Raw genomic sequence first — 23,707 nt, 5'->3', positions numbered from 1 at the left:
CGAAGCGGCGGCGCGATCCCGGTGTGACGGGTCACCTGTTCCTCTGTGATGCCTCATCAGGCGTTTACGGCGCTGGTTTGTGAGGATCGGTGGCCATGAGCGACAGCGTGCGAGAGCCCACCGGCAGCGGTCTGGCCTGGGACGACGATCAAGACTTCGCCGATGCGGACCGCGGCCTCCTCGGCCGGCTCGAGCCGGGTACGGTGACGGACACGGCCGGGAGCGTGGTGTGGGACGCGGACGCCTACGGCTTCCTGGACGGTGCCTGTCCGCCCACGGCAGACCCGTCACTGTGGCGGCAGAGCCGGCTGGTGGCGCGGCAGGGGCTGTACGAGGTGGTGCCCGGCATCTATCAGGTGCGCGGCCTCGACCTGTCGAACATCTCCTTCGTGGAGGGTGAGCGCGGCGTCATCGTCGTGGACCCGCTGATCAGCTCGGAAGTCGCGGCCGCCGCGCTCGCGCTGTACCGCGAGCATCGCGGCGAGCGGCCGGTGACCGCGGTGATCTACACGCATTCGCACGTCGACCACTTCGGCGGGGTACGCGGCGTCGTCGACGCGGCCGACGTGGCGGCCGGTCGGGTGCCGGTCATCGCGCCCGCCGGGTTCCTGGAACACGCGGCGAGCGAGAACGTCTTCACGGGTACGGCGATGGCGCGTCGTGCGAGCTACATGTACGGGGCCTCGCTGCCCAAAGGACCCGCGGGGCAGATCGGTTGCGGGCTCGGGCAGACCACGTCGACCGGCAGCGTCGGTCTGCTCGCGCCGACCCTGGACGTGACGCGCACGGGACAGGAGGAGACGGTCGACGGCGTACGGATCGTCTTCCAGCTCACGCCCGGCACCGAGGCGCCGGCGGAGATGAACTTCCACTTCCCGGAGCTGCGGGTCCTCTGTGCCGCCGAGAACGCCTGCCACACCCTGCACAACGTCCTCACCCTGCGCGGGGCCCTGGTCCGTGACCCGAGCGCGTGGGCCCGGTATCTGACCGAGACGATACGGCTGTTCTCCGACGGCACCGATGTCGTCTTCGGCTCCCACCACTGGCCGACCTGGGGCCGGGACCGAGCCATCCGGTTCCTGGAGGAACAGCGCGACGCCTACGCCTTCCTGCACGACCAGTCCGTGCGGCTGATCAACGCCGGGTACACCGGTGCGGAGATCGCCGAGGTGCTGCGCTTCCCGCCCGGGCTCGAACGGGCCTGGCACGCGCGCGGCTACTACGGTTCGCTCAGTCACAACGCCAAGGGGGTCTACCAGCGGTACATGGGGTGGTTCGACGGCAATCCGGCCCATCTCTGGCAGCATCCGCCGGCCGAGGCCGCCCGCAGGTACCTGGAGTTCATGGGGGGCGCCGACGCGGTGGTCGCCAAGGCCCGTGCGTCGTACGACGCGGGTGATCTGCGGTGGGTCGCGGAAGTGCTCGGCCACGTCCTGTTCGCCGAGCCCGGGCACGCCGAGGCGCGTGTCCTACAGATCCGGACGTTCGAGCGGCTCGGCCAGGGCTCCGAGTGCGGCCCGTGGCGCAACTTCTACCTCATGGGCGCCGCCGAGCTGCGCGACGGTGTCCACGGCACCCCGACCCGGTCGGCGCCGGACATCCTGGCCGCGCTCACCGCCGAGCAGATCTTCCAGTCGATGGCCGTACGGCTCAACGGTCCGCGCGCCGCCGAGGCCGGGCGGCTGGTGCTGCGCTGGGAGTTCACCGACACCGGCGAGAACTGGACACTGCTGCTATCCAACGGGGCGCTGACCCCGATGCGCGGCGACGCTCCACGCGGTGAACGGCCCGTCGCCACCCTCCGGTTGGCGCGCACCACCCTCGACGCGATCCTGGGGGGACGTGCGACGTTCGCCGACGAGATCGCGGGCGGCGGGGTCGCGCTCGACGGTGACGCCCGGGCGCTGGTGACGTTCAGCGGGCTCCTTGACGCGCCGGATCCCGATTTCGCGATCGTCACCCCGTAGCGGCGTCCGCCGCGGCGTCGACGGCTCGTACCGACAGGGCGGCGAGGGCCAGCGCCGCGTCCCGTGGTGAGCCGAGGTCGAGACCGGTCAGTTCCTGGATCCGCGTGAGCCGGTTGTCCACGGAGTTGGGGTGGAGGCTCAGGACGCGGGCGGTGGCCCGGCGGTCCTGACGCTGTCCCAGGTGGATGCGGAGGGTCTGGACGAGTTCAGGCCGGTCGTCCAGCGGGGCGAGGAGAGCGGCGATCCGGTCGCTCGCGTCACTCGGGCGTGACAGGTGGTACTCCAGCAGGACGTCGTCGAGGCGGTGCAGACCGGGCGAGTGGCCGCAGGCCCTGGCCACCCGGACCACCTCGGCGACCTGCCGGCCGATCCGCGGAATGTGCTCCACCGACCGCGCCCTTGCGCAGGCCAGCCGCGTCTCCGAGCCCGCCGCCTCGCGCAGCGCCTCCAAGAGCCTGGCGGGCACTTCACCGCAGCCGCGGATGACGACATGGCCGCCACCACCGTCAAGCAAGGCGAGGGTTTCGGTGCCGAACGCACGGTCGAGAGCGGTCTGCACACGGCGCAGCAGGCGCCGAGCGGCCACCGGCGACCGCTCGCCCGGTGGGGCCGGGTCCGTGAACCCCACGTACAGCACGAGGGTGGACCCGTCCGCCACGGGCCCCCTCGGGTCCACGCCACCCTCCAGCAAGGCGCGGGCCCGGGAGCGGCGCTGCTCCTGGCGTTCCGCGACGAGGGCGGCCTGCTCGTCGAGGTAGCTCTCTGTCACCGCGCCCACGATCCGGTCCTCCGCGGTGAACAACGCCTCGGCCAACTCGGCGAGGGCGTCCCGCTCTTCGGCGGCCGCGGTTTCCCGCAGCACCCGCCACAGCTCCCGTACGCCCAGGCCATAGGTGCGCAGCAGCAGGTGCAGCGGCATGCCTTCCTCGGCGCGCTGGGCGGCGCGCTCCTGGAAGTACTCCAGCGGGTCCGCGGCCGCTCCCCCGGTGGCGCCGCGCAGGAACAACCGCATCGCGTGCCGGGCCGTCGCCGCGATCTCCACGTCTTTGACGTCGGCGGGCAGGTCGGCGTATCCGTGCAGTTGCTCGAAGACTCCGCGGGCCATGCGCCGGGCCAGTTCATTGACTCTGGGTTCACAGCGGGCGGCGAGCGCCAGGGCGGCCGGCGAAAGACCGGCCGACCGCGTCCGGTCGTCCGCCGGCTCCTCTTGCTGTGCCATGGTCCACCTCGCCGACGACTGTGATCCGTCACAGTACCTGGTGCGCACGATTGTGATCCCGAAGGGTGTCACCACGTCTCCCCTGCCTGCAAGATCGGCGCCACACCGGAGAAGCGAACCCCTGAAGGAGCCGCATGCCCCCACTCACCCGACACGACTCCGGTATGACAGAGCACAGCTCCGGTTGGCGGACCACGTGGGCGCTCCTGGTCTTCATGCTGGTCAACTTCGCCGACAAGACCGTGCTGGGGCTGGCCGCGAACCCGATCATGGACGACCTCGGTCTGACCCGGGAGGAGTTCGGCACCGCCTCGGCGGCGTTCTTCGCGCTGTTCAGCGTCTCCGCCCTTGCGGTGTCGTACCTGACCCGCACGGTCCGGACGACGGTGCTGCTGCTGGCGATGGCGATGCTGTGGTCGGCCGCTCAGCTGCCGATGCTGTGGACGGCCGCCGGCTTCGGCACCCTGGTGGCCACGCGGGTGCTGCTCGGCGCGGCCGAGGGTCCTGCCATGCCGGTCGCGACGCATCATCTGCACGGCTGGTTCGAGCAGCGGGAGCGCACCCTGCCGACGGCGGTGCTGCTGACCGGCGCCGCGGCGGGAGTCGCCGTCGCGGCCCCCACGCTCACGCTCGTGATCGACCACTTCGGCTGGCGTTGGGCGTTCGGCGCGGTCGGCCTTGCGGGGCTGGCGTGGGCGGCCTACTGGGCGCTGCGCGGGGCCGAGGGCCCGTACGCCCGCCGGGCCGAGGAGGGCGGGACTCCTGAGGAGTCGGTGCCCTACCGCCGCATTCTGCTCTCGGGCACCTGGATCAGCGCCGCGCTCGGCGCGTTCGCCGCCTACTGGATGCTCAGCGCCAATCTGACGTGGATGCCGGACTACCTCGAATCGGTCACCGGGCTGAGCCTGCACCAGGCCGGCATCCTGGTGACCGGCGCCGCGCTCGCCAACGGTGTGGTGCTCGTGGGGCACGGGCTGCTGGCCCGGCGCCGGCCGAATCCGCCGAGCGGGGCGGATACGGGCGCCTTGATGTGCCTGGCGGCGGTCGCCGTGAGCGTGTTCGCCGTGACCGACGCCGTATGGCTCAAGGTGTTGTTGATGCTCGGCCCGATGGCGCTGGCCAACGTCATCATGACGGTGTCCCAGACCGCGTGCGCCCGCATCGCTCCGGCGTCCCAGCGCGGAGTGGTGCTCGGTGCGCTGGCCTTCGTCTACGCCCTCGCCGGAGCCCTGTCCCCCTGGGCGGTCGGGCGGGTCGTCGACACCGCGGACTCGGTCGCCGCCGGCTACCGCGCCGCCTTCCTGCTCGCTTCCGCCTTGCTCGGCCTCACAGGGCTGCTGGCTCTGTGGCTCCTGCGCCCCGAACGCGACGCCCGGCGCATGGCGGACACCGCTCGCGACAGGCCCCGCAGCGCCACGGGTTGAGCCGGTCCGGAGCACCGCCGGGACATGATGCCCACGTGATGGCAGAAAAGGTTGAACACACCGAAGACGGCCACTTCATCATCGTCAAAGGGCGACGCTGGCGGGCCACCGACCCCGACCTGGCCGAGAACGTGAGGGAGCGGCTGGTCCATCACCTGATGGCGGCCCGCCGGGCGGTCGCCCACGCTCGCGACGACGAAGCCGCGCGCAAGGCGGCCCGGGCGCGCGTGCAGCTCGCGAAGACGGGGCTTGGGGAACGCGGCACGGCGTGGTGGGAGCTGACCCTCACCGAACGAAGGGAGCGGGCGGACGGCTGCCTGCGCAGGCTGGAAGAAGGCGGGTTGGAAGACAGCAGGCCGGACGCGGAAGAAAGCGGGGCGGAAGAAGGCAGGGCGGAAGAAGCCTGAGGTCCGAGTAGGGGTCACCGCGCATAGGGCGCGTTGGTCTCGCCCGCGATGGCGTCGAAGGCGCGCAGGGCGTGCTCGGACATCTCCTCGCGCCGGCGCAGGTCCAGCACGATCGCGGGTGGGTGGTTGGTAGTAGGCGCGTTTTGTGCGGTCCACGGCAACGGCCCGGACCGTGGCCCGGTGCGGCGCGTTCCCGCGCCACGATGTACTGAGTGCCTTGGCCGCCCCCCAGGCGCCGTCGGCGATGCCACCGATCAGCTTCTCGTCATGACCACAAGGAGGGAACCACCCCCGAAGAGCGAACGAGTGAACGTTTGCACGACCGACCGCGGCACGGCGGCGGAGTCCCGGCGCGAGTCGGCGTCGGCGGACCGCGCCCGGCTCACTCCGGCCACTTCCACTCGATTCCATAGACACCCGGCGAGCAGTGCGCCGGCAGCAGGTGGGCCGTGTGGAAGGCGTCGAGAGTCGAGCGGTGGCGGTGCCGGGGCTCGGCGCCGATCTGTTCGCGGTGGTAGCTCCAGCAGCTGGCGGGAACCGCCCGGGGATGGAAGCGGACGTGCAGCAGATACGTGCGCAGCGGTGTGGTGACGCGGCGCTCGTGCTGGTGGGAGACGTCCGAAGCGGACCGGAGCGTGTAGGCGACCACCGCTGTCTCGGTGCGGGCCAGCCGGCGTCCGAGGGGGATGTCGGCCGCCACACAGCCCAGTTCCGGCATGAAACGGATGCGCGGCGGCGTACCGCCGGAAACGGTGAGCTCGACCGTCCCCGCCTTCGGGGAGTCGAGGAAGTGGACGACGGTCAGATGTTGGACGCCGCCCCGGACGGCCTGCACCGCGGTGACGATCGACGTCTCGTGGATGGAACGGTGCTCGTCCAGGTTCACGGTCTCGTGGATGGTCAAGGCCCGCAGCCCCTCGTTGAAGTGCGGGAACGCGTCACCGAGGGCCTGTTCCACGTCTGAGTTCTCGCCGAGGACCTTGCGGGCGGCGGCCGGGTCGTGCGGCGGGGGGCCGCCGCGCGGCCGGTGCGGGCCCAGCAGCGAACGCAGGGTGCCGGTGGGCAGGTTGAGCAGCGGCTCCAGCGCGTCGACGGCGAGCAGGGACTGGACTCTCTCCGGCTGGCTGCGCCCGCGCTGCCAGTGGCTGAGGGTGGCGAGGCTGACGGTGATCTGCTGGGCCCGCAGGTGGTCGCGTATGCGTTCCAGCGGCAGGCCGCGCTGTCGCAGGGCCTGCCGGAACACGGTCGCGAACGTCGTGTCGGGCCCTTCGGCGTGGGGGTTGTTCGGCATGGCGTCTTTCAGCGGGCGGGAGGCACCATCGGTTCTTGGGCCGGTGGTCCCTCGCTCCGATGAAGGCGTGGCTCAACGGCGGTTTCAGGCCACACAGGCGACCAGGGGCCGCCCACCTTAGCCGGTGGTCGGCCCCTGGTCTTCCCTGAAAGGCCGGTCAGTTGGTGTTGAGGGTCAGCCCGTAGTACGAGAGGGCGTCGTCGAGTGGCTGAAAGTAGGAGGAACCACGCGAGTTGACGCCGCCGGTGCATTCCTGGCGGATCGGACCGCCGGAGGTCATGCCCTGGGCCTGGTTGCCGGAGATGTACGCGCCGCCGCTGTCGCCGCCCTCGGTGCAGACACTGGAGGTGGCGAGACCCGTGACGACCGTGTCGGGGCCGCCGTTCTGGTCGACGTAGGTGACGGAGACGTTGTAGGAACCGATCGCGCCGCACGTCCATCCGGTGGTCGCGCCGGACTTGCAGATGGTGGCGCCGGACGCGGCACGGCGGCTGCCGCTGACGGCCACGTCGGAGGCCTGGCCCCAGGTGCCGACCCTGGTCGTGATGGAGTGGCCGGAATTGATGGAGGCGACGCCCATGTCGACGCTGCGGGTGCCGACGGCGAAGCGGGTGGCGGTGCCCTTGGCGAAGGCGACGCCGCCGTAGCGCAGGGTGGGCAGGTCGGCCACGCAGTGCCCGGCGGTGACGAGGTACTGCTTGCCGGACCGGTCGCGGGCGCCGTAGCCGACGGAACACCAGCCGGAGGTGTCGTTGATCGTCATCTTGCTGCCGGGGGCGATCGCGGCCTGCGGCGCGAGCCGCTCCCCGCCTCGCACGATCCGGACGGCGGAGCCGTACTTCGCGGCCTTGGCCAGAAACGCCTTGGCGGGAGCTCCACGGTCGCTGTTGACCTTGACGGTGACCTTGTCGGCGGCCAGATCCACGGACCAGTCGGTGATTCCGGCGGGGGTGCGCCGGACGGCCGCGGCGTCCAGCCGAGCCTTGATCTCGTCGAGCTTCTCCTGCCCGCGGACGGGCACCCGCGCGTCGAGACCGGCCTTCTCGATGGCGGTGACGCCGGCGCGGTCGTCGGCGTTGACGGTCAGATTGCCGGAGGCGTCGAAGAAAGCGCCGTCCTCGGATATCCCGTTCTTCTTCAGCTTGGCGAGCTTGTCCTGCTGTATTCGCTGCCGGTCGAGCCGGTCTGTTGCGGCCGCCTCGCTCACACCGAGTGAGGCGGCCAGTGCCCGCACCATCTCCGGCTGATAGCGGGCGGTGGGTGCGTTGTGCGGTGCCTGAGGCTGTACCTGTGCTTGCACCTGCGCCTCTGCCGTGACCTGCGACGCCATGACCACGGACGCCGAGAGCAGAGCGGCCACGGCAGTGAATCTGTATCCACGAGATATACGGGATGTACGGGATGCGGGCACACCGATTCCTTCCGGATGGCAGGCAGGAACTCTCGGGAAATACCGGAAGACAGTGGGGGTGTATTCACCGATGGATGAGTTCCTGCCCGGCGCCGGGCGTGGGGCCCGCCGCGGCATGAACTCTCGTGCCGACACCCGGGATTCTGCAAGGTCCGGAACAGCCTGAGCTTTTAACAGAACATCAACGGAACTGTTAAAAAGGCGTACTTCGGCGACCGCCGCTCAGTCCACGGACTCGTCCAGATAGTGCTCGTCGATGTGTGCCCGGTAGCTGGGATCGGTGACGCGGAGGTCTCTGTCGAAGCGCGGGGCGTCCTTCACGCGGTCCTTCGTGCGGGGCACATACACGGTGCGGCTCACTTCGTCGACGTCCGCTATGACCCAGAGGGGCAGCAGGACCTTCTTGCTCAGCAGCGCCCCGCCGGTGCCGATGACGAGATGATCCGGCGCCACTTCCACGGAGACGGGGTCGACTTGCCCGATCGACCCGTCGCTCGCCTCCACCGTGCAGCCGATGAGGCCGACGGCGGAAATCCGCCTGTTCTGGTTTCCGGAGACCTGGAATTCCTCGGACATTCGCCTGATCCTCTCCCGCGTCGATGGAGTGGGGACCTGATGTCCGCGCCGACGCGGACGAAACCTGGGAGGGCCGGGTGGTGAGGCGGCGTCGCGATGGCGCAGCGTTGCGGGACCTTCACATCTTCGGGTCCGTGAAGGCGTTCGATTGGGGCAGGCGAGAGGGGACGCCGCGGGGAGGTCGCCGCAGATGTTAGTTGTCGCTCTCTTGTTGTTGCCGGTCATGGGGCTTCTATTGATCGGCATGGACCGGGTCGAGGACCGGTTGAACGGACGTGCCGCATCGCCGGCCGGCCGCCATCGAGGTCACCTACGGCTCATCCACGGACAGAAACGTGCGGGGCGCCGCAGCTCCGAGCAGCGCCCCGAAAAGCGCCACGCGGCCTGAGAGGTCGGCCGAAGTGCGCACGTCTCTGTGGGTGGCACCTGGGCGTACGCATCCATAGGTGCCACCTATGGCGGGCATGGTGAGCGCGTCTTGAACGCTATGCGCCCAGGTCACGCAGACTCGGTACTGAGTACGTCGGCACGCTGCGCGGGAACCGGCCGCGCACCGACGAGCACCGCCCACCGAAGACCCCATCGGAGGCACGACGTGGATTACGTACGACGCACCATCGACCTGGCCCGTCGGAACGTCCAGGACGGCGGCCGCAAGTACTTCGAACTGAGCGCCCGGTGACACCGGCGAAATCCATGAACACGGCACGCCGCATGCGCTTCGACGGATGGATCGCGGGAGTGGGCACGACCGCCGGCGTACGCATCGTCGTCGGATACTGGCCGCTGTCCCCGCTGGGGCCCTTCGCCGATGTCATGGTGGAGCGGGCCGACGGGCACCGGCTGCTGCTGGCGCCCTCGGAGGAAGTGGCGGAGTTCGTCACCGCCACGTACCGGTTCGACGAAGTCGTCGTCTGCCCCGTCACCGTCGCCCCCGCGCGTGACCGGTGGGAGGTCACGGCCGGCCCACTGCTGCTCACCTTCACGCCCGGCCGGTCCACCGCGCTGGGGCACCTGCTGAGGCTGGCCCCCGGCCGGCTGGCGGGCAGCCCGAGGTGGGCCGCGCTGTGCGACGTGCCGGCCCGTGTGCTGATGCGCGGTGTGCGGACACGTGGCAGCGCGGGGGCGGGGCGCCGTGAGTGGTACGCCGCCAGGGACCTGCGCTCGATCACCGCGGCGCAAGCGTTCTGGGACGGGCGGGAGTTGGGCGCGCTGAGCGATGTGCGCCCTCCGGTCCGCTTCGGCTTCGGCTCCGTACCCCGCCGCCCTTCCCTGACTCGCGTCGTCACCACGGTGGAGGTATCGGCCCCCGGTCGGCGCGCTCGGCCGTAACCTCGATGCCATGGTGTTCGACTCCCCCCGTTTCGATCTCCAGCCGTACGCCGGTTTCGACATGGCCCGTTACGTCCGGCGGACGTACTGCAGCTGGGAGACCGCGGGCTGGCAGTCCCTGCTCGTCCAGCGGTTCGAGCACGTTCCCGTGGCCGAGGACATGGAACTGCCGGGTGCGGCGGACCTGCACCTGGTGCTGCCGGTCGCGGGGCGGGCGGCGATGGAGACACGGCATGGCGGCCGGACGACGCGCCACACGTGGGCGCCGGGACGGCTGGAGATGGGCATCCCGGGCCGGCCCGTCCTCCGCCGCTATCGGGCTACCGAGGCCATGCGGAGCGTACAAGTACACATTCCGCGTGACACGGTCGAGACGACTGCGGCACACGTGGGCGGCCGCGCGGTGGACTACGAGGCCCTGGCCGCGTCCTTGGCGGCAGGAGACCCGCTGATCGAGGAGACGGTCCGCGCACTCGGCTCTCTCGGCGAGGGCGAGGTGGCCGGTGAACTGTACGCCGAATCCGCGGCGGCCTTCCTGACCGTGCACCTGCTCACGCGCCATGCGCGGAATCCGGACTCATCCCCGCATTCACTTTCACGCTTGCGTTCGCGTTCGCGGGAAGACGCGCGTGTAGGTGCCGCCATCGCGATGATGCGCGACCGGCTGGCCGAGCCGGTCACCTTGGCCGAGATCGCCGGTGAAGTGCACCTGAGCGTCTACCACTTCGTCCGGGTCTTCAAGGCGGCCACGGGAGCGACGCCGTACAGATACCTCACCCGGCTGCGCGTGGAGGAGGCGAAACGCCTGTTGCGCGGCACCGACCTGCCGATCGCCCGGATCGCGGCGCGGTGTGGCTTCGCCGGCCCCGGCGCCCTGTCGGCCGCCTTCCTCCGGCAGACCGGAGCGCGCCCCTCGGCCTACCGCTCCGGCCACCGCAATTCCTGACCGCTCCCCCGCAATCTCACGTATGGGCCCCGGCACCGTGCCGTGCCTAGGCTCCCCACATGATCAATCTTGAGACATCGTGAGGAGCGTCGACATGCACTCGTACGACGTCACGGCCGAATCGACGGCGCCGCCGGAGGCGATCTGGGTGCTGTTGCGCAACCCGCGGAGCTGGCCCGAGTGGTCACGGATCGACGCGCTGGACACCGGCCGGTCGCAGGACCTCTCACCCGACGGCCAGGACGGAGTCGGAGCCGTCCGTGCCTTCCGTACGGGGAAGGTCGTCACCCGGGAACGCATCACGCGCCTCGCGCTCGAGCCCGGACACCGCTTCTCGTACGAGGGTGTGGACATCCCGCAGATGGCCGACTACGAAGCCACGGTCGAACTGCATGAACTGCCCGGCGGCGGCACGAGAATCCACTGGCACGGCACATACGTGGCTCGCGGCAGGATGCGCTGGGCCTTCCAGTGGTACCTCCGCCGCTTCATGCAGGCGATGGCGACAGGCCTCGCCGAACACGCCGCAGGCCTGCGAACCCCACCGGCGTCGGGGTCCACCGGGGTGAGCACCGCGCCGGAACCCGACTGAGGCGGTCTGTCCGGAGGACGCACCGAGCCCCGGACGCCGCCTCAGCCGCGCATCCGCCTCAGCCGAGGACGGCCCGCATCTCCTGCTCGATGATGTCCTGGAACGGTATGTCGTCCTGATTGCCGAGTACGACGCCGACCCAGCCGGTGTCCGGGTAGATGTTCCAGCTGGCGACAGTGCCGGGGTTGACGCCCGCGCGACCGTTCACCCAGCGCCCGCCCACGAGGCTGACCGGCATCATGTAGGCCGCGAACGCCGCGTCGGCCGGGGCCGTCCGGCGGGCCAGGCCGCCTCCCTGCGGGGGCAGAGGTGCCTTGGCGCCGGTGAGCAGTTCGGCGTAGGGGCGGTCCAGTACGGTCCCGTCGCTCAGCGCGTGCGCGAACCGGACGAGGTCCGGCGCGGTCGCGAAGCCACCGTCCCCCGGCGGGTCGATGAAGTTGCGGCCCGGGTTCTTGCCGAGTTGGTACGGGTCCGGGCTGCCCTTGTCCAGGTTGCGGACGGCGTCCACCCGGCTGCCGTCGGCCTGCCGCATGTACGAGTGCGCGATGTGCTGGTCGGTGAGCCACTGCGGCCGGGTGTAGAACGCGGTGCCGGTCATGCCGCAACGCCGGAAGACGTGCTCCTCGACATAGTCCCAGTAGGCCGTGCCGGTCACGGCCTCCACGATCAGCGCGGGGATGGCGACCTCCGCCCCGGCGTGGTCGGTGGGCGTACCGGGGGCGCTCACCGGTTTCGCCTGTCTCGCCCACCGCTCGTAGAACTGCCGCACCTCCTCCCGGCTCCGGAAGACGCGCTGCACATCCTCCTCCGGGGTGTTCAACCCGGAAGTGCCGGACAGCAGGTGATGGATCGTCACCTTGTCGGCGATCTCCTCGGCGAAACCGGACAGATGGGTGCCCACCGTGTCCGAGAGCCTCAACTTGCCGCGCTGCGCCAGCTGCAGGATGGCCACGGCACCGAACGGCTTGCCGGCGGAGGAGAGGTTGAACGCGACGCCCTCGTGATTGCGGATCCCCTTCTCCTTGTCGGCCATGCCGTAGCTGCGCGACAGCACGGTCCGGCCCCGGTGCGACAGCAGCACCACGCCGGAGAACCTGTCCTCGGAGGCCAGCCTCGCAACGTAGCGGTCGTAGGCCCCGCCGGGCCGAGTGTCCGGCGGGACGGCGGCGGAATCGACGGCGTGCGGGGCACCGGGCGGGGCGGCGAGCCCGGCCCGGGCACTCACCGGCCCGGCACCCGCCGCCACCACACCGACGGCCGACATCCCACCCCACCCGAGCAGCCGCCGCCGATCAACACCTTGTACGGAATCCGATCCCATTCCCACGTTCCTTTCCCGGTCGACGGGTCGACGGACCGACGGACCAGTCGGCGACAGGCGCCGACCCGTGCGGCCACTGAACACGGAGGGATGTTGCGGGGACGTATGCGATTTTCGATACGTTCGCGATATGCGCCCGCCGAGGAGGCCCTTGGCGAGGGGATGCCTTCACGTCTCGGCAGGGCGGGACTTCCGGTTTGTGGGTTACCCAGAGCAGTTAACACCGCCATGCAGCTCCGCACGGCGCTCGGTATCGCGACGGCGTCGGTGGTCCGGCGGACATGTTCCGCCATCGATCCACCGCTCCATCGATGTGAGGTGATGACGTATCGCCCAGGCCGCCCGATGGCCGTCCCCCTCTCCGGCACGCACAGCACCCGCGCGGTGCCGTATCGGCGTGCCCAGAACGGACGGCGCCCCCGGCCCGGGCCCGTCCCTCCTTCCTGTGCGCAGTCGGCGTACGCGGCAGGCCCCGGCCTACCCGTATTCCCGACCCGCGCAACAGAAGCAGGAGCCTCCTCCCGTGTCCCACGACACCGGCCAGACCACCACCGGCGGCCCACCGCCACGCGCCGGAGCCCCCTCCCCCGGCCGGGCCCGCGCCGCCACCCGACACCGGCGCCGGCACGGCGGCTCTCCAATGGATCCACGCCGCCCACGCCCTGACCTTCGCCCTGCCTGATCACCGGTGGCCGCCTCGGTGACCTCTACGGCCGCAGAAGGATCTTCCTGGCCGGGACGGCCGTGTCCTGTCCTGGGCCCTGTTCATGCAGGACGGCCTCGGCCCCACCCCGGGCCAGGCCGCTGCCGGTTTCGTCGCGGCCTCCCTCGGCGAATGGGCGGCGCCTGGTTCGCCATGAGCCTCGTCGCACGCTACGGACGGGCCGTGCCGCAGGCCGGCGCCCTGCTCGCCGCCGCCCCGATGCTCGCCGTCGGCTTCGGCCTCGGCATGATCGGTGCCCCACTCGCCGACCTCACCCTCGGCAAAGTCGCCCACCACCACGCCGGCTCGGCCTCCGGCCTGTTCAACGAACGCCGCCTTCGCCGACAGCCTCTGGTAAGAGGAAAGGGGCCCCTGCGCCCGGCAGGCCATGCGCTGAGCCGCACGGCCCGCACCGCCCTCGAAGCCACCGCGCCACCGCGCGCCACCGACCGCACCGCTGCATGACCGTTCGGGTAAATCGCGGATTTGGGGGTATGCGCTTGCCCTGATGGCAACGAGTAGGAAGCGGGCGGACGTATGAATGGGGCTGCCCAAGGTGTCGCGCGGATGCTGAGTGACGGGCCGGTCAAGGCGTCGCAGGCGTATGAGGGCAACAGTGGCGATATCGCCGAGGGACGTGAGCTGGCACGCGCCTTTCTGGCCGATGTGCAGTCGGTTCACGGGTTTCCGGTGTCCGAGCGTGCGATGGGCATGGTCCAGTTGGTGGTCAGCGAGCTACTGACCAATGCCTGCAAGTACGCCCCCGGCCCGTGCCTGCTCGATCTCGAGCTGGCCGAGGGCCGGATCGCGGTGTCGGTCTGGGACAGCGTTCCGGTTCTGCCGGTGGCCCGGGCCGCCGATCCGGGCCGGATCGGGCAGCACGGCCTGGAAATCGTGATGGCGGTGTGCCACAGCTTCGAGGTGCACCGCGAGGTGGTCGGCAAGCGCACGACCGCCACGGTGATGCTCGCCGATGACCCCGGGGGAGACATCGCCGGGCGTCGGTCTTGAGGTCGCCGACGACGTGGGTCGCGGCCACACGCGCGCCGAGCAGCTCCGCGAGAGCGCTCACCGGAAGCTCCCGTCGGCTCCAGTCAAGGTGCGCCACCATCTAAGAAGCGCAGCCAGTACCTCGATGCTGTCACCGCCCCGGCGGACCGGTGCGAGCTGCGACGGCTCGGCGAGGCAGGTCACCTCCGGCGGGGCGCGGACCCAGGCGGTCAGTTCGCGTTCAGGCCCGTGCGGAGCTTGGCGACGATCCGGGTGATGAGGCGGGAGACGTGCATCTGCGAGCAGCCCAGCACCTCACCGATCTGGGTCTGCGTCTGCTCCTCGACGAAACGCAGGTGAATGATCTGACGCTCGCGGTCGTCGAGTTCCGCGATCAGCGGGGCCAAGGTGTGGAAGTCGTCGATCAGGTCGAAGCGGTCCTCGTCGATACCGATGAAGTCGGTCAGGGCCGACTCGGTGTCGCTGTCCTCCCCGCCGATGGCGGCGTCCAGCGAGACGGACGCGTAGCCGTTCGACGCCTTCTGCGCTTCGCTGACCTCGGCCGGGTCCAGCTGCATCAGTTCGGCGAGTTCGGCGGTGGTGGGCGTGCGGCCCAGGCGCGTGCGCAGTTCCTCGGTCGCCTTGGACAGTTCGAGGCGCGCTTCCTGCAGGCGGCGCGGTACGTGCACCGCCCAGCTGGTGTCGCGGAAGAAGCGCTTGATCTCACCGGTGATGTAGGGGACAGCGAAGGTGGCGAACTCCACCTCACGGGATAGTTCGAACCGGTCGATCGCCTTGATCAGCCCGATGGTGCCGACCTGGACGATGTCCTCCATCTCCTGCACGCCCCGGTGCTTGAACCGTGCCGCGGCGTACTTCACCAGGGACAGATTGATCTCGATCAGGCAGTTCCGCACGTACTGGTACTCGTGCGTGCCCTCCTCCAGCTCGCCGAGCCGGTCGAAGAAGCGCTTGGAGATGGCCCTCGCGTCCCGCGTCGCCACCGACGCCGGGTCCAGGTACGAACGCTCCATCAAGTCCTGCTCGGTCTGCGTCGTCGTCTGTGCCGCGGCCGTCACGGTATTCATGCGCCCCACCCTCACCTGGTCTCCGACTGCTTCGCCTCTCGCGTCTGCCCCGCCGTCGGCTGTCCAAACAGGGCGCATGCGCCCTGTCACCTGACGTCTGTCCGCGGCGCCCTCAGCGCCCCGGCGTGGCCGACCCGGCGACTCGGCAATTGGCATTCGAGCTTCCGTGCGGTCTAGGGTGCGTCGGTCCTGCCGCTCGCGGCGGCTATCGACGGAGAGGAAAGCCGATGACCTCACAGGCTTCGGCGGCCGACCCGGCACGTGGGCGGAGCCCCGAGCTGGTCCCCGACCCGGATGTGGAGACGGCCCGTCTCTCGGCGGTACGCCGCTACGACATCCTCGACACCCCGCCCGACGGCGCGTTCGACCGGATCGCGGCACTGGCCGGCCGCCTCTTCGACGTCCCTGTGGCCACCGTCACGATCGTCGACAGCGACCGCATCTGGTTCAAGGCAGCCCACGGCCTCGAAGGCGTCGCGGAGATCGGCCGCGACCCGGGCCTGTGCGGCTCAGCGGTTCTGCGCGACGATGCACTGGTGATACCCGACACCCTCCTCGACCCGGTGGCGGCGGACAATCCGCTGGTCGCCGGAGAGATGGGTGTCCGCTTCTACGCCGCCGCACCGATCACCACTCCGGACGGCTACCGGCTGGGCACGGTCAACATCCTCGACACCAGACCCCGCTCCATCACCCAGGACGACATCGCCACCTTGTCCGACCTGGCCGCGATCGTCATGGACGAGATGGAACTGCGGCTGTCGGCGCTGCGCGCCCTCCGCGACGAGCAGGAGCGGCGGGCGGCCGAGAGCCGGCACGCCGAGACGGAACGAGCGCGTGCCGAGGCGGAACGCGCGGCGCGTGAGCAGGCCGAGAAGGACAAGGCCGCCATCGCGGCGTTCGCCTCCACGCTGCAGCGCACTCTGCTGCCTCCGGCGCTTCCCGTGGTCCCCGGGCTGGAACTCGCCTGCCACTACCGCACCGCCTCCGTCCACGATGTCGGCGGTGACTTCTACGACGTCTTCCCCGTCGACGAGGGCCGGTGGGCGTTCTTCCTCGGCGACGTGTGCGGCAAGGGCCCCGATGCGGCCACCGTCACCGCACTCGCCCGCCACACCCTGCGCGCCGCCGCACAGATCGACCCGGATCCGGTCACCGTCCTGAGCACGCTCAACACGGTGCTGCTCAGCGATGTCGCCGCCGGGAGCCGCTTCTGCACCGCGCTCATCGGCCTGCTGACACCACAGGAGAACGGCGGCTTCACCGTGACCGTCGCCAGCGGCGGCCACCCCTCGGCCTACCACGTACGCCCCGCCGAGAGCGACTCCGTATGGGTCAAGGCGGTACGTCCCAAGGGAGGCATGCTCGTCGGTGCGTTCCCCGAGGCCCACTTCGCCCAGAGCACATTCCCGCTGGCTCCCGGGGAGAGCCTGTTCCTCTACACCGACGGGCTGACCGAAGCCCGTACCGCCAAGGGCGCCATGCTCGGTGAGGACGGCCTGACCGGCTTCCTCCACCAGCGCACCGGCCCCCTGACCGCCACCGCCCTGGTCGACGACACCGTCGCGCTGCTGGACGCGCTGCCCGAGGGAGTCGGTGACGATGTGGCCCTGCTGACCCTGTCCGTTCCCGACTCCGCATCCGCGCCCGAGGCCGGTGTCGCCACCACCGCCCACACCACCGCCACACCCGAACACTTCGGCCAGGAGTGACGACCGACGTGACCCACTCGCTTCACCTGACGGCCCAGCGCCCCCATGCGCACCTGATCATCGTGACGGTCATCGGCAACATCGATGTGCAGACCGCCGCCACGATGCGCACCCAGACCCTGGAGATCATGCAGGAAGGTCCGCCTCACGTGGTCCTGGACCTGGCGCAGGTCGGCTTCTGCGACTCCTCCGGCCTCAGCGCGCTCATCGGAATCTGGCACGCGGCGCGGGAAGCGGGCGGCTCACTCGGCCTCGCCGACGTCCCGGACCGCCTGATGCGCATGCTCGCCATCACGGGCATCGACTCTCTCCTGACCATCCACGCGACAGCCGCCGACGCGGTCACCGCCATGACGGACGGCCAGGCAGCCCCATCGGGCAGTTGACCAGGCGTTCAACACGAGACCATTAGCAGCACATCGGTCTACGCCGTCTTACCCCGCCACGCCCTCCGGCCGGCTCACTGGAGTGGACCGCGCCCTGGCGGCGCTGATCGCGGCCTGAGGGGCCCTCGGACCAGGCAATGGTCACGTTGGGGGTTCGAGCCTGCGGCGGGCAGGGCGAATGGTCGCTGCCTCTCGTTGCAGGTGCGGGAGATCAGTCCGGTCCGGCCGCGTCTGAGCACCTTGCGTGTCAGGAAAGGGCCGGGTTGCCGACGCGGGCAGGTGCTCGGCGCCGACCCCGAGGTAGCGGATATATAGGCTGCTCACGTGAGACCTACCGAAGACCCGGCACCCGAGAGCGGCGCCTCGACGGACCTGCAGGCGTTCGCGGTGCAACTGCGTCGCATGAACGGTGAGATCAATCGCGTGGTGCACGCCTTCGCGGCCGGCCAGAACCTGCATGCCACCGATGTCCAGGCCCTGAGCGCCATCCTGGACGCGGACGAGCCGATGACCCCGGGGCGGCTGCGCGCGCACCTGGGGCTCACCTCGGGCGCGGTCACCGCGTGCCTGGACAGGCTGGAGCGGGCCGGGCACATCCGGCGCTCGCGCGAGAGCCAGGACCGCCGCGTCGTCCACCTGCACTACCAGGACAGCGCCCGGTCCGCGGCTCGCGCGTTCTTCCAGCCTCTCGCCGTCGCCACGGAGAGCGCCCGGACCCGTTTCGATGCCGGGGAACTCGGAGTCGCCATACGGTTCCTCACGGCCCTCAACGAAGAGCTCTCGGACGTACGCCCTCCCTCCCCCTGACGCACGCCGCCCCGGCCGGAAGCAACCCACCGAGGCATTTGATTCAATCATTGAGATTGTTTATAACTGAGTTATCTGCCACCTCGGTCCAGGAGCAACATGTCCACCGGTGCACGCCTCGCCCGCTGGCTCGTCCCCGTCGTCCTGCTCGTCGCCTGGCTGGGCATCGGCGGAACGCTGGGGCCCTACGCGGGGAAGCTGGGTGAGGTCGCCACCAACGACCAGGCCGCCTTCCTCCCCCAGAACGCCGAATCGACGCAGGTCGTCGACGCACAACGCGCCTTCGACCAGGAAGAGACGCTCCCAGCCGTCGTCGTGTGGACCGCCGAGGGACAGCCCGACGAGCGGGCGGAGCGGCTGACGAGCGGTCAGCGGCAGGCTGCCACGCGCGCCCTGCGCTCGTTGGACGGCTCCGCCGGCACCGTCGGCCGCGCCACGCCCGTTCTGGTGGCCGAAGACGGCCGCGCGCTGCAAGGCATCGTGCAGCTGCGGCCCGACCTGGGGGACGAACTGCCCAAGGTCCTGGAGCGGATCGAGAAGGCGGCGGCGAACGTACCGGGGACCACTGCCCAACTGGCGGGGCCCGCGGCCAGCCAGGCCGACCTGTCCGACGCCTTCGCCGGGATCGACGGCATCCTCCTGGGCGTCGCCCTGGCCACCGTCCTTCTGATCCTGCTGCTCGTCTACCGGAGCGTGCTGCTGCCCTTCGTCATCATCATCGGAGCGGTGTTCGCCCTCGGCCTCGCCTGCGCGATCGTCTACGCGCTGGCCGACCATGACCTCGTCCGCGTCGACGGGCAGGTGCAGGGCATCCTCTCCATCCTCGTCATCGGCGCCGCGACCGACTACGCGCTGCTGCTCACCGCCCGCTTCCGCGAGGAACTGGCGCGCGACGGCGACCGGGTGGCCGCCATGCGCTCCGCGCTGCGCCACTCGACCGGGCCCATCGTCGCCAGTGGCGCCACGGTGGCCCTCGGTCTGCTCGCCCTGCTGCTCAGCGACCTGACCAACAACCGGGCGCTGGGGCCCGTCGGCGCCATCGGGATCGCCTGCGCCGTCCTGAGCGCGCTGACCTTCCTGCCGGCGGCGCTGCTCCTGCTCGGGCGGGCCGCGTACTGGCCCGCCAAGCCCCGTGCCACGCGGGACGGTACGGCCGGGCACGGCGTGTGGCGCAAGGTGGCCCGGCTGGTGGACCGGGCGCCGCGCAAGGTGTGGGCGTGGACGCTGGCGGCGCTCTGCGTGTGTGCCGCGTTCGCGCCTTCCCTGAACTCCAAGGGCGTCCCGCTGGACGAGATCTTCGTCAACGACGCACCCTCCGTGGCGGCGCAGAAGACCCTGGGCGAGCACTTCCCCGGCGGCTCGGGCAACCCCGCCGTCGTGATCGTCGACGCCTCGCGGCTCGACGAGGTCACCGCTGCGGTGAAGCGGACCGAGGGCGTGGCCGACGTCTCGGCGGTGACCTCGTCCGGCCGCCCGGGGGCCGGCGAACCCCTCGTGGTCGAGGGCCGCGTACGCCTCGACGCCACGCTGGAGGATCCCACCGACAGCGACGCCGCCAAGGAGACCGTGGTGCGACTGCGCGACGCGGTCCACGCGGTGGACGGCGCCGACGGCCTGGTCGGCGGCTACACAGCTCAGCGGTACGACACCCAGCAGACGGCGGAGCACGACCGCCTGCTGATCATGCCGGTGGTCCTGGCGATCATCCTGGCGATCCTGGTCGGCCTGCTGCGCTCACTCCTGATGCCCCTGCTCCTGGTCGCCACGGTGGCCCTGAACTTCGTCGCCACCCTGGGTGTCGCCTCACTGGTCTTCCAGCACGTGTTCGGCTTCAGCGGCACCGACGCGTCCGTGCCGCTCTACGGCTTCGTCTTCCTCGTGGCCCTCGGCGTGGACTACAACATCTTCCTCATGTCGCGGGTGCGTGAGGAATCCGTGCGTCACGGCACTCGTGAGGGCGTCCTGCGCGGACTGACGGCGACCGGCGGCGTCATCACCTCGGCCGGTGTCGTCCTGGCCGCGACGTTCGCCGCCCTGGGCGTGATCCCCCTCGCGTTCCTGCTCCAGATCGCCTTCATCGTCGCCTTCGGTGTCCTGCTCGACACCTTGGTCGTACGGTCGCTGCTCGTGCCGGCCCTGGTCCGCGACCTCGGCGACACCGCGTGGTGGCCCGCCCGTCCTGCCGGCCGGCGAGGTGACTGACGGGCCGGACACCGGCAGCGGCCGCCGCGCTGTCAGTGCGGCCAGGCCCCGCCTTCCCGCTGGGCGCGGATGATCTCCGCGTACCGTAGGCCGCTGGTCTTGAGCGTCCGGGCCTGGGTCGCGTAGTCGACGTGGACGAGGCCGAAGCGCTTGTCGTAGCCGTAGGCCCATTCGAAGTTGTCGAGCAGGGACCAGGCGTAGTACCCGGCCAGCGGCGCGCCCTTGCGCACCGCCCGGGCGCACGCGTTCACGTGCTCCTCCAGGTAGCGGGCCCGGTCGGGGTCGTGGACGGCGCCGTCGGGTGACACGGCGTCGGGGAACGCGGAGCCGTTCTCGGTGACGTACAGCTTGCGTACCCCGTAGTCGTCGGTCAGCCGCAGCAGCAGGGCTTCCAGTCCGTCGGCGTCGATCTGCCAGTCCATACCGGTGCGCGGCGCCTCGGGCAACCGGACCTCGCGGGCGTACGGCACGGGTCCCTCGGGGTCGTCCGTGACGGTTGCCGGGAAGTAGTAGTTGAGGCCGTGCCAGTCGAGCGGTACGGCGATCGTCTCCAGGTCCCCGGAGCGCTCCGGCAGATCCACGCCGTACAGCTCGCGCATGTCGGCGGGGAATCCGCGCCCGTGGACGGGGTCGAGCCACCAGCGGTTGATGTGGCCGTCCATGCGGGTGGCCGCCGCGATGTCCTCGGGGCGGGTGGATGCGGCCTCGACGGTGGAGTGGTTGGTGACGAGGCCGATCTGCGCGCCGGGCGCCGCCGCGCGGATCGCCCGGGTGGTCAGGCCGTGGGCGAGCAGCAGGTGGTACGAGGCGTTCACGGCGGAGGGCAGGTCGGCGAGGCCGGGTGCCATCCGGCCTTCCAGGTGCCCGATCCAGCCGGAGCACAGGGGTTCGTTCAGGGTGGCCCACTGGGTGACGCGGTCGCCGAGCCGGTCCGCTACGACGGACGCGTAGTCGGCGAGGTGTTCCGCGGTGTCGCGCACGGTCCAGCCGCCGCGGTCCTGGAGGGCTTGCGGCAGGTCCCAGTGGTAGAGGGTGACGTTGGGGGTGATTCCCGCGTCGAGGAGGCCGTCGACGAGCCGGTCGTAGAAGTCGAGGCCGGCCGCGTTGACCGGCCCGTCGCCGCCGGGCCGCACCCGTGGCCAGGCGATGGACATGCGGTAGCCGTCGGTGCCGAGCCGTTTCATCAGGGCGATGTCCTCGGGCCAGCGGTGATAGTGGTCGCAGGCCACGTCGCCGTGGTCGTCGTTGTCGACCTTGCCCGGGGTGTGGGAGAACGTGTCCCAGATCGACGGTGCCCGGCCGTCCTCGGCGACGGCGCCCTCGATCTGATAGGCGGAAGTGGCCGTGCCCCAGGTGAAGTCGGCGGGGAAGGCGGCGAGGTCGAGCGAGTCGGACACGGAGAGCCTCTCTGGGATGGGCGGGCGCCAGGTGGTGGCGGCAGTTGCGCGGGCGTGGGCGGCTACTTGACGGCGCCCGCGGTGAGACCGGCGACGAGGTAGCGCTGAAGGAGGAGGAAGCCCGCGACGACGGGCAGGCTGACGACGAGTGAGGCCGCCATGACCTGGTTCCAGTACACGTCGTTCTGGGTGGAGTAGCCCTGGAGGCCGACGGCGAGGGTGCGGGTGGTGTCGTTGGTCATGACCGAGGCGAAGAGCACCTCTCCCCACGCGGTCATGAAGGCGTAGACGGCGACGGCGACGATGCCCGGAACCGCGGCGGGCACGACGACCCGGAACAGCGCGCCGAGCGCTCCGCAGCCGTCCACCTTGGCCGCCTCGTCGAGATCTCTGGGCACCGAGTCGAAGTACCCGATCAACATCCAGATGGAGAAGGGCAGCGAGAAGGTGAGGTAGGTGAGGATCAGGCCGCCGCGGGAGCCGAACAGCGCGATGCCGGTGGCGTCGCCGATGTTGACGTAGATGAGGAACAGCGGCAGCAGGAACAGGATGCCGGGGAACATCTGGGTCGACAGCACGGTCACCGTGAAGACGCGTTTGCCGCGGAAGGAGTAGCGGCTGACCGCGTAGGCCGCGAACACGGCGATGGTCACGGAGCAGACGGTGGCCGCGCCCGCCACGATCAGCGAGTTCATGAAGTAGTCGGCCAGCGGGACCGTTTTCCAGATGTCGAAGTACGGGCGGACGGTGAGCGTCGAGGGGAGCCACTCGAACTTCCCCGACACGTCCTCCAGCGGCTTCAGCGAACTGGAGACCATCACGTACACCGGCAGCAGTACGAAGCCGGTGAGGAGGGTCAGGAAGATCCGGCGGCTCCACAGGAAGGACCGCGGGGCGGCCATCGGGGACCGGTGGCGCCGGACGGCGGGGTCAGGCATCGGTGGCCTTCCTTCCGCGGGAGGTGAACCAGAGGTAGAGGCCCGTCACGACGAGCAGGAACAGGAGCAGCAGGACCGACATCGCCGAGCCCGTGCCGAAGTTCCAGGTCTGGAACGACGACTGGTAGATGTGGATGGAGATCAGGTCCGCGGCCTCGGGAGCCGCCTTTCCGAACAGGACGAAGGGGGTGTTGAAGTCGTTGAACGTCCATAGGAACAGCACCAGTACGAGGACCTGGTTGACGGGGCGCAGCGACGGCAGGGTGATCCGGCGGACCTGCTGCCAGACGCCGGCGCCGTCGAGCGCGGCGGCCTCGTAGAGGTCCTTCGGGATGTTCTGCAGTCCGGCCATGACGATGAGGAAGGCGAACGGCCAGCCCTTCCACACCGAGACGACGAGCAGCGCGATGAAGCTGTTGTCGCCGATCAGCCAGAACGGGACGCTGTCGGTGAGGCCGAGCTGGTCGTGCAGCACATGGTTCACCAGCCCGTTGTCCCGCTGGAACATGAACGCCCAGGTGATGACGGCGGCGTAGACGGGCAGCGCGTACGGCACGAGGAAGATCGTGCGCAGCAGGCCCCGGCCGCGGAACGACTCCTGCATGAAGATCGCCGCGGCCACCCCGAGCAGCCAGCACAGGCCGACCGACAGGACGGTGAACAGGCAGGTGGTGAGGAAGGACTTGAGGAGCGCCTCGCCGACGGGGGCGTCGAAGTCGACGGTCAGGGCGTAGTTGTCGAGGCCGGCCCAGGGCGCGGTGGCCCAGTCGCGGATGTGGAACTGGGTGAGTTCCTTGAAGCTGACGGCGATGCCGATCGACATGGGCACCAGGTGGACCAGCAGTTCGAGCAGCAGGGCGGGCAGGAGCAGCAGGTAGGGCAGTGCGTTGCGGCGCAGCCGTCCGGGGCGACGGCTGCGCGGCGCCTGGCCCGGGTCGCTCTTCCGTGCCGTCCGCTCGCCTGTGTCCAGGGCAGCGGTGGTGGTCATGGTGGCGTCC

The 23,707-nt window shown here is 70.4% G+C and carries 21 protein-coding genes; 12 read left to right on the top strand and 9 right to left on the bottom strand.

Annotated features, from left to right (window positions below):
• Positions 1–95: 95 nt before the first annotated feature.
• The gene (locus ACF062_RS24850) at positions 96–1,967 is read left to right on the top strand and encodes an alkyl/aryl-sulfatase (RefSeq protein WP_392141332.1); all 1,872 of its coding nucleotides are present in this window, start codon (positions 96–98) and stop codon (positions 1,965–1,967) included.
• On the opposite strand, the gene ACF062_RS24845 is transcribed toward ACF062_RS24850, so the two are convergent.
• Positions 1,957–3,186: a PucR family transcriptional regulator gene (locus ACF062_RS24845; RefSeq protein ID WP_392141330.1), complete on the bottom strand. Its 1,230-nt coding sequence runs from the start codon at positions 3,184–3,186 to the stop codon at positions 1,957–1,959. The two genes, ACF062_RS24850 and ACF062_RS24845, sit on opposite strands and share 11 nt — an antisense overlap.
• A gap of 164 nt (positions 3,187–3,350) precedes the next feature.
• Between ACF062_RS24845 and ACF062_RS24840 the strand changes: the two genes are divergently transcribed.
• Together ACF062_RS24840 and ACF062_RS24835 are read left to right on the top strand one after the other, a co-directional pair.
• On the top strand, positions 3,351–4,610 hold the full coding sequence (locus ACF062_RS24840) for an MFS transporter (protein WP_392141329.1): 1,260 nt from the start codon (positions 3,351–3,353) through the stop codon (positions 4,608–4,610).
• Between the two features lie 38 nt (positions 4,611–4,648).
• Complete coding sequence (locus ACF062_RS24835; protein WP_392142005.1) at positions 4,649–5,017, top strand: hypothetical protein; 369 nt, start codon at positions 4,649–4,651, stop codon at positions 5,015–5,017.
• Between the two features lie 382 nt (positions 5,018–5,399).
• On the opposite strand, the gene ACF062_RS24830 is transcribed toward ACF062_RS24835, so the two are convergent.
• From ACF062_RS24830 to ACF062_RS24820, 3 genes are all read right to left on the bottom strand, one after another.
• Positions 5,400–6,308, bottom strand: a complete 909-nt coding sequence (locus ACF062_RS24830) for a hypothetical protein (protein ID WP_392141328.1) — start codon at positions 6,306–6,308, stop codon at positions 5,400–5,402.
• A gap of 157 nt (positions 6,309–6,465) precedes the next feature.
• Positions 6,466–7,638, bottom strand: coding sequence for a S1 family peptidase (locus tag ACF062_RS24825; protein ID WP_392142004.1), 1,173 nt, complete (start codon positions 7,636–7,638; stop codon positions 6,466–6,468).
• A 303-nt stretch (positions 7,639–7,941) separates the two neighbouring features.
• Complete coding sequence (locus ACF062_RS24820; protein ID WP_392141326.1) at positions 7,942–8,295, bottom strand: PRC-barrel domain-containing protein; 354 nt, start codon at positions 8,293–8,295, stop codon at positions 7,942–7,944.
• A 696-nt stretch (positions 8,296–8,991) separates the two neighbouring features.
• On the opposite strand from ACF062_RS24820, the gene ACF062_RS24815 reads away from it, so the two are divergent.
• From ACF062_RS24815 to ACF062_RS24805, 3 genes are all read left to right on the top strand, one after another.
• Positions 8,992–9,627 carry a hypothetical protein gene (locus ACF062_RS24815; RefSeq protein ID WP_392141324.1) on the top strand — a complete coding sequence of 212 codons (636 nt, stop codon included), beginning with the start codon at positions 8,992–8,994 and terminating at the stop codon, positions 9,625–9,627.
• A gap of 10 nt (positions 9,628–9,637) precedes the next feature.
• The gene (locus ACF062_RS24810) at positions 9,638–10,573 is read left to right on the top strand and encodes a helix-turn-helix domain-containing protein (protein WP_392141322.1); all 936 of its coding nucleotides are present in this window, start codon (positions 9,638–9,640) and stop codon (positions 10,571–10,573) included.
• A gap of 94 nt (positions 10,574–10,667) precedes the next feature.
• Positions 10,668–11,165: an SRPBCC family protein gene (locus tag ACF062_RS24805; RefSeq protein ID WP_392141320.1), complete on the top strand. Its 498-nt coding sequence runs from the start codon at positions 10,668–10,670 to the stop codon at positions 11,163–11,165.
• A gap of 58 nt (positions 11,166–11,223) precedes the next feature.
• On the opposite strand, the gene ACF062_RS24800 is transcribed toward ACF062_RS24805, so the two are convergent.
• The gene (locus tag ACF062_RS24800) at positions 11,224–12,429 is read right to left on the bottom strand and encodes a serine hydrolase domain-containing protein (protein ID WP_392141318.1); all 1,206 of its coding nucleotides are present in this window, start codon (positions 12,427–12,429) and stop codon (positions 11,224–11,226) included.
• Between the two features lie 913 nt (positions 12,430–13,342).
• Here ACF062_RS24800 and ACF062_RS24795 point away from each other — a divergent pair.
• Positions 13,343–13,654, top strand: coding sequence for a hypothetical protein (locus tag ACF062_RS24795; RefSeq protein WP_392141316.1), 312 nt, complete (start codon positions 13,343–13,345; stop codon positions 13,652–13,654).
• A 72-nt stretch (positions 13,655–13,726) separates the two neighbouring features.
• Entirely contained in the window at positions 13,727–14,200 is a 474-nt protein-coding gene (locus ACF062_RS24790) for an ATP-binding protein (protein ID WP_392141314.1), read from the top strand.
• A gap of 209 nt (positions 14,201–14,409) precedes the next feature.
• Here ACF062_RS24790 and ACF062_RS24785 read toward each other — a convergent pair whose 3' ends face one another.
• The gene (locus ACF062_RS24785; RefSeq protein ID WP_392142002.1) at positions 14,410–15,213 is read right to left on the bottom strand and encodes a SigB/SigF/SigG family RNA polymerase sigma factor; all 804 of its coding nucleotides are present in this window, start codon (positions 15,211–15,213) and stop codon (positions 14,410–14,412) included.
• A gap of 281 nt (positions 15,214–15,494) precedes the next feature.
• On the opposite strand from ACF062_RS24785, the gene ACF062_RS24780 reads away from it, so the two are divergent.
• From ACF062_RS24780 to ACF062_RS24765, 4 genes are all read left to right on the top strand, one after another.
• Complete coding sequence (locus tag ACF062_RS24780; protein WP_392141312.1) at positions 15,495–16,979, top strand: PP2C family protein-serine/threonine phosphatase; 1,485 nt, start codon at positions 15,495–15,497, stop codon at positions 16,977–16,979.
• An 8-nt stretch (positions 16,980–16,987) separates the two neighbouring features.
• On the top strand, positions 16,988–17,365 hold the full coding sequence (locus ACF062_RS24775) for an STAS domain-containing protein (RefSeq protein ID WP_392141311.1): 378 nt from the start codon (positions 16,988–16,990) through the stop codon (positions 17,363–17,365).
• Between the two features lie 324 nt (positions 17,366–17,689).
• Positions 17,690–18,172, top strand: coding sequence for a MarR family winged helix-turn-helix transcriptional regulator (locus ACF062_RS24770; RefSeq protein WP_392141309.1), 483 nt, complete (start codon positions 17,690–17,692; stop codon positions 18,170–18,172).
• 99 nt (positions 18,173–18,271) lie between these two features.
• Positions 18,272–20,374, top strand: a complete 2,103-nt coding sequence (locus tag ACF062_RS24765) for an MMPL family transporter (protein WP_392141307.1) — start codon at positions 18,272–18,274, stop codon at positions 20,372–20,374.
• Positions 20,375–20,406: 32 nt separating this feature from the next.
• Here ACF062_RS24765 and ACF062_RS24760 read toward each other — a convergent pair whose 3' ends face one another.
• From ACF062_RS24760 to ACF062_RS24750, 3 genes are all read right to left on the bottom strand, one after another.
• Entirely contained in the window at positions 20,407–21,771 is a 1,365-nt protein-coding gene (locus ACF062_RS24760; protein WP_392141305.1) for a GH1 family beta-glucosidase, read from the bottom strand.
• Between the two features lie 62 nt (positions 21,772–21,833).
• Positions 21,834–22,673 (bottom strand): carbohydrate ABC transporter permease, encoded by an 840-nt coding sequence (locus tag ACF062_RS24755; RefSeq protein ID WP_392142000.1) that lies wholly within the window; start codon positions 22,671–22,673, stop codon positions 21,834–21,836.
• Positions 22,674–22,701: 28 nt separating this feature from the next.
• Complete coding sequence (locus ACF062_RS24750) at positions 22,702–23,697, bottom strand: carbohydrate ABC transporter permease (RefSeq protein ID WP_392141303.1); 996 nt, start codon at positions 23,695–23,697, stop codon at positions 22,702–22,704.
• Positions 23,698–23,707: the final 10 nt, after the last annotated feature.

Source organism: Streptomyces sp. NPDC015345 (genome assembly GCF_043078805.1).
Lineage (GTDB): Bacteria > Actinomycetota > Actinomycetes > Streptomycetales > Streptomycetaceae > Streptomyces.
Note: the sequence above shows the minus strand (reverse complement) of the source record. Positions and strands in the feature narration are given on the sequence as shown.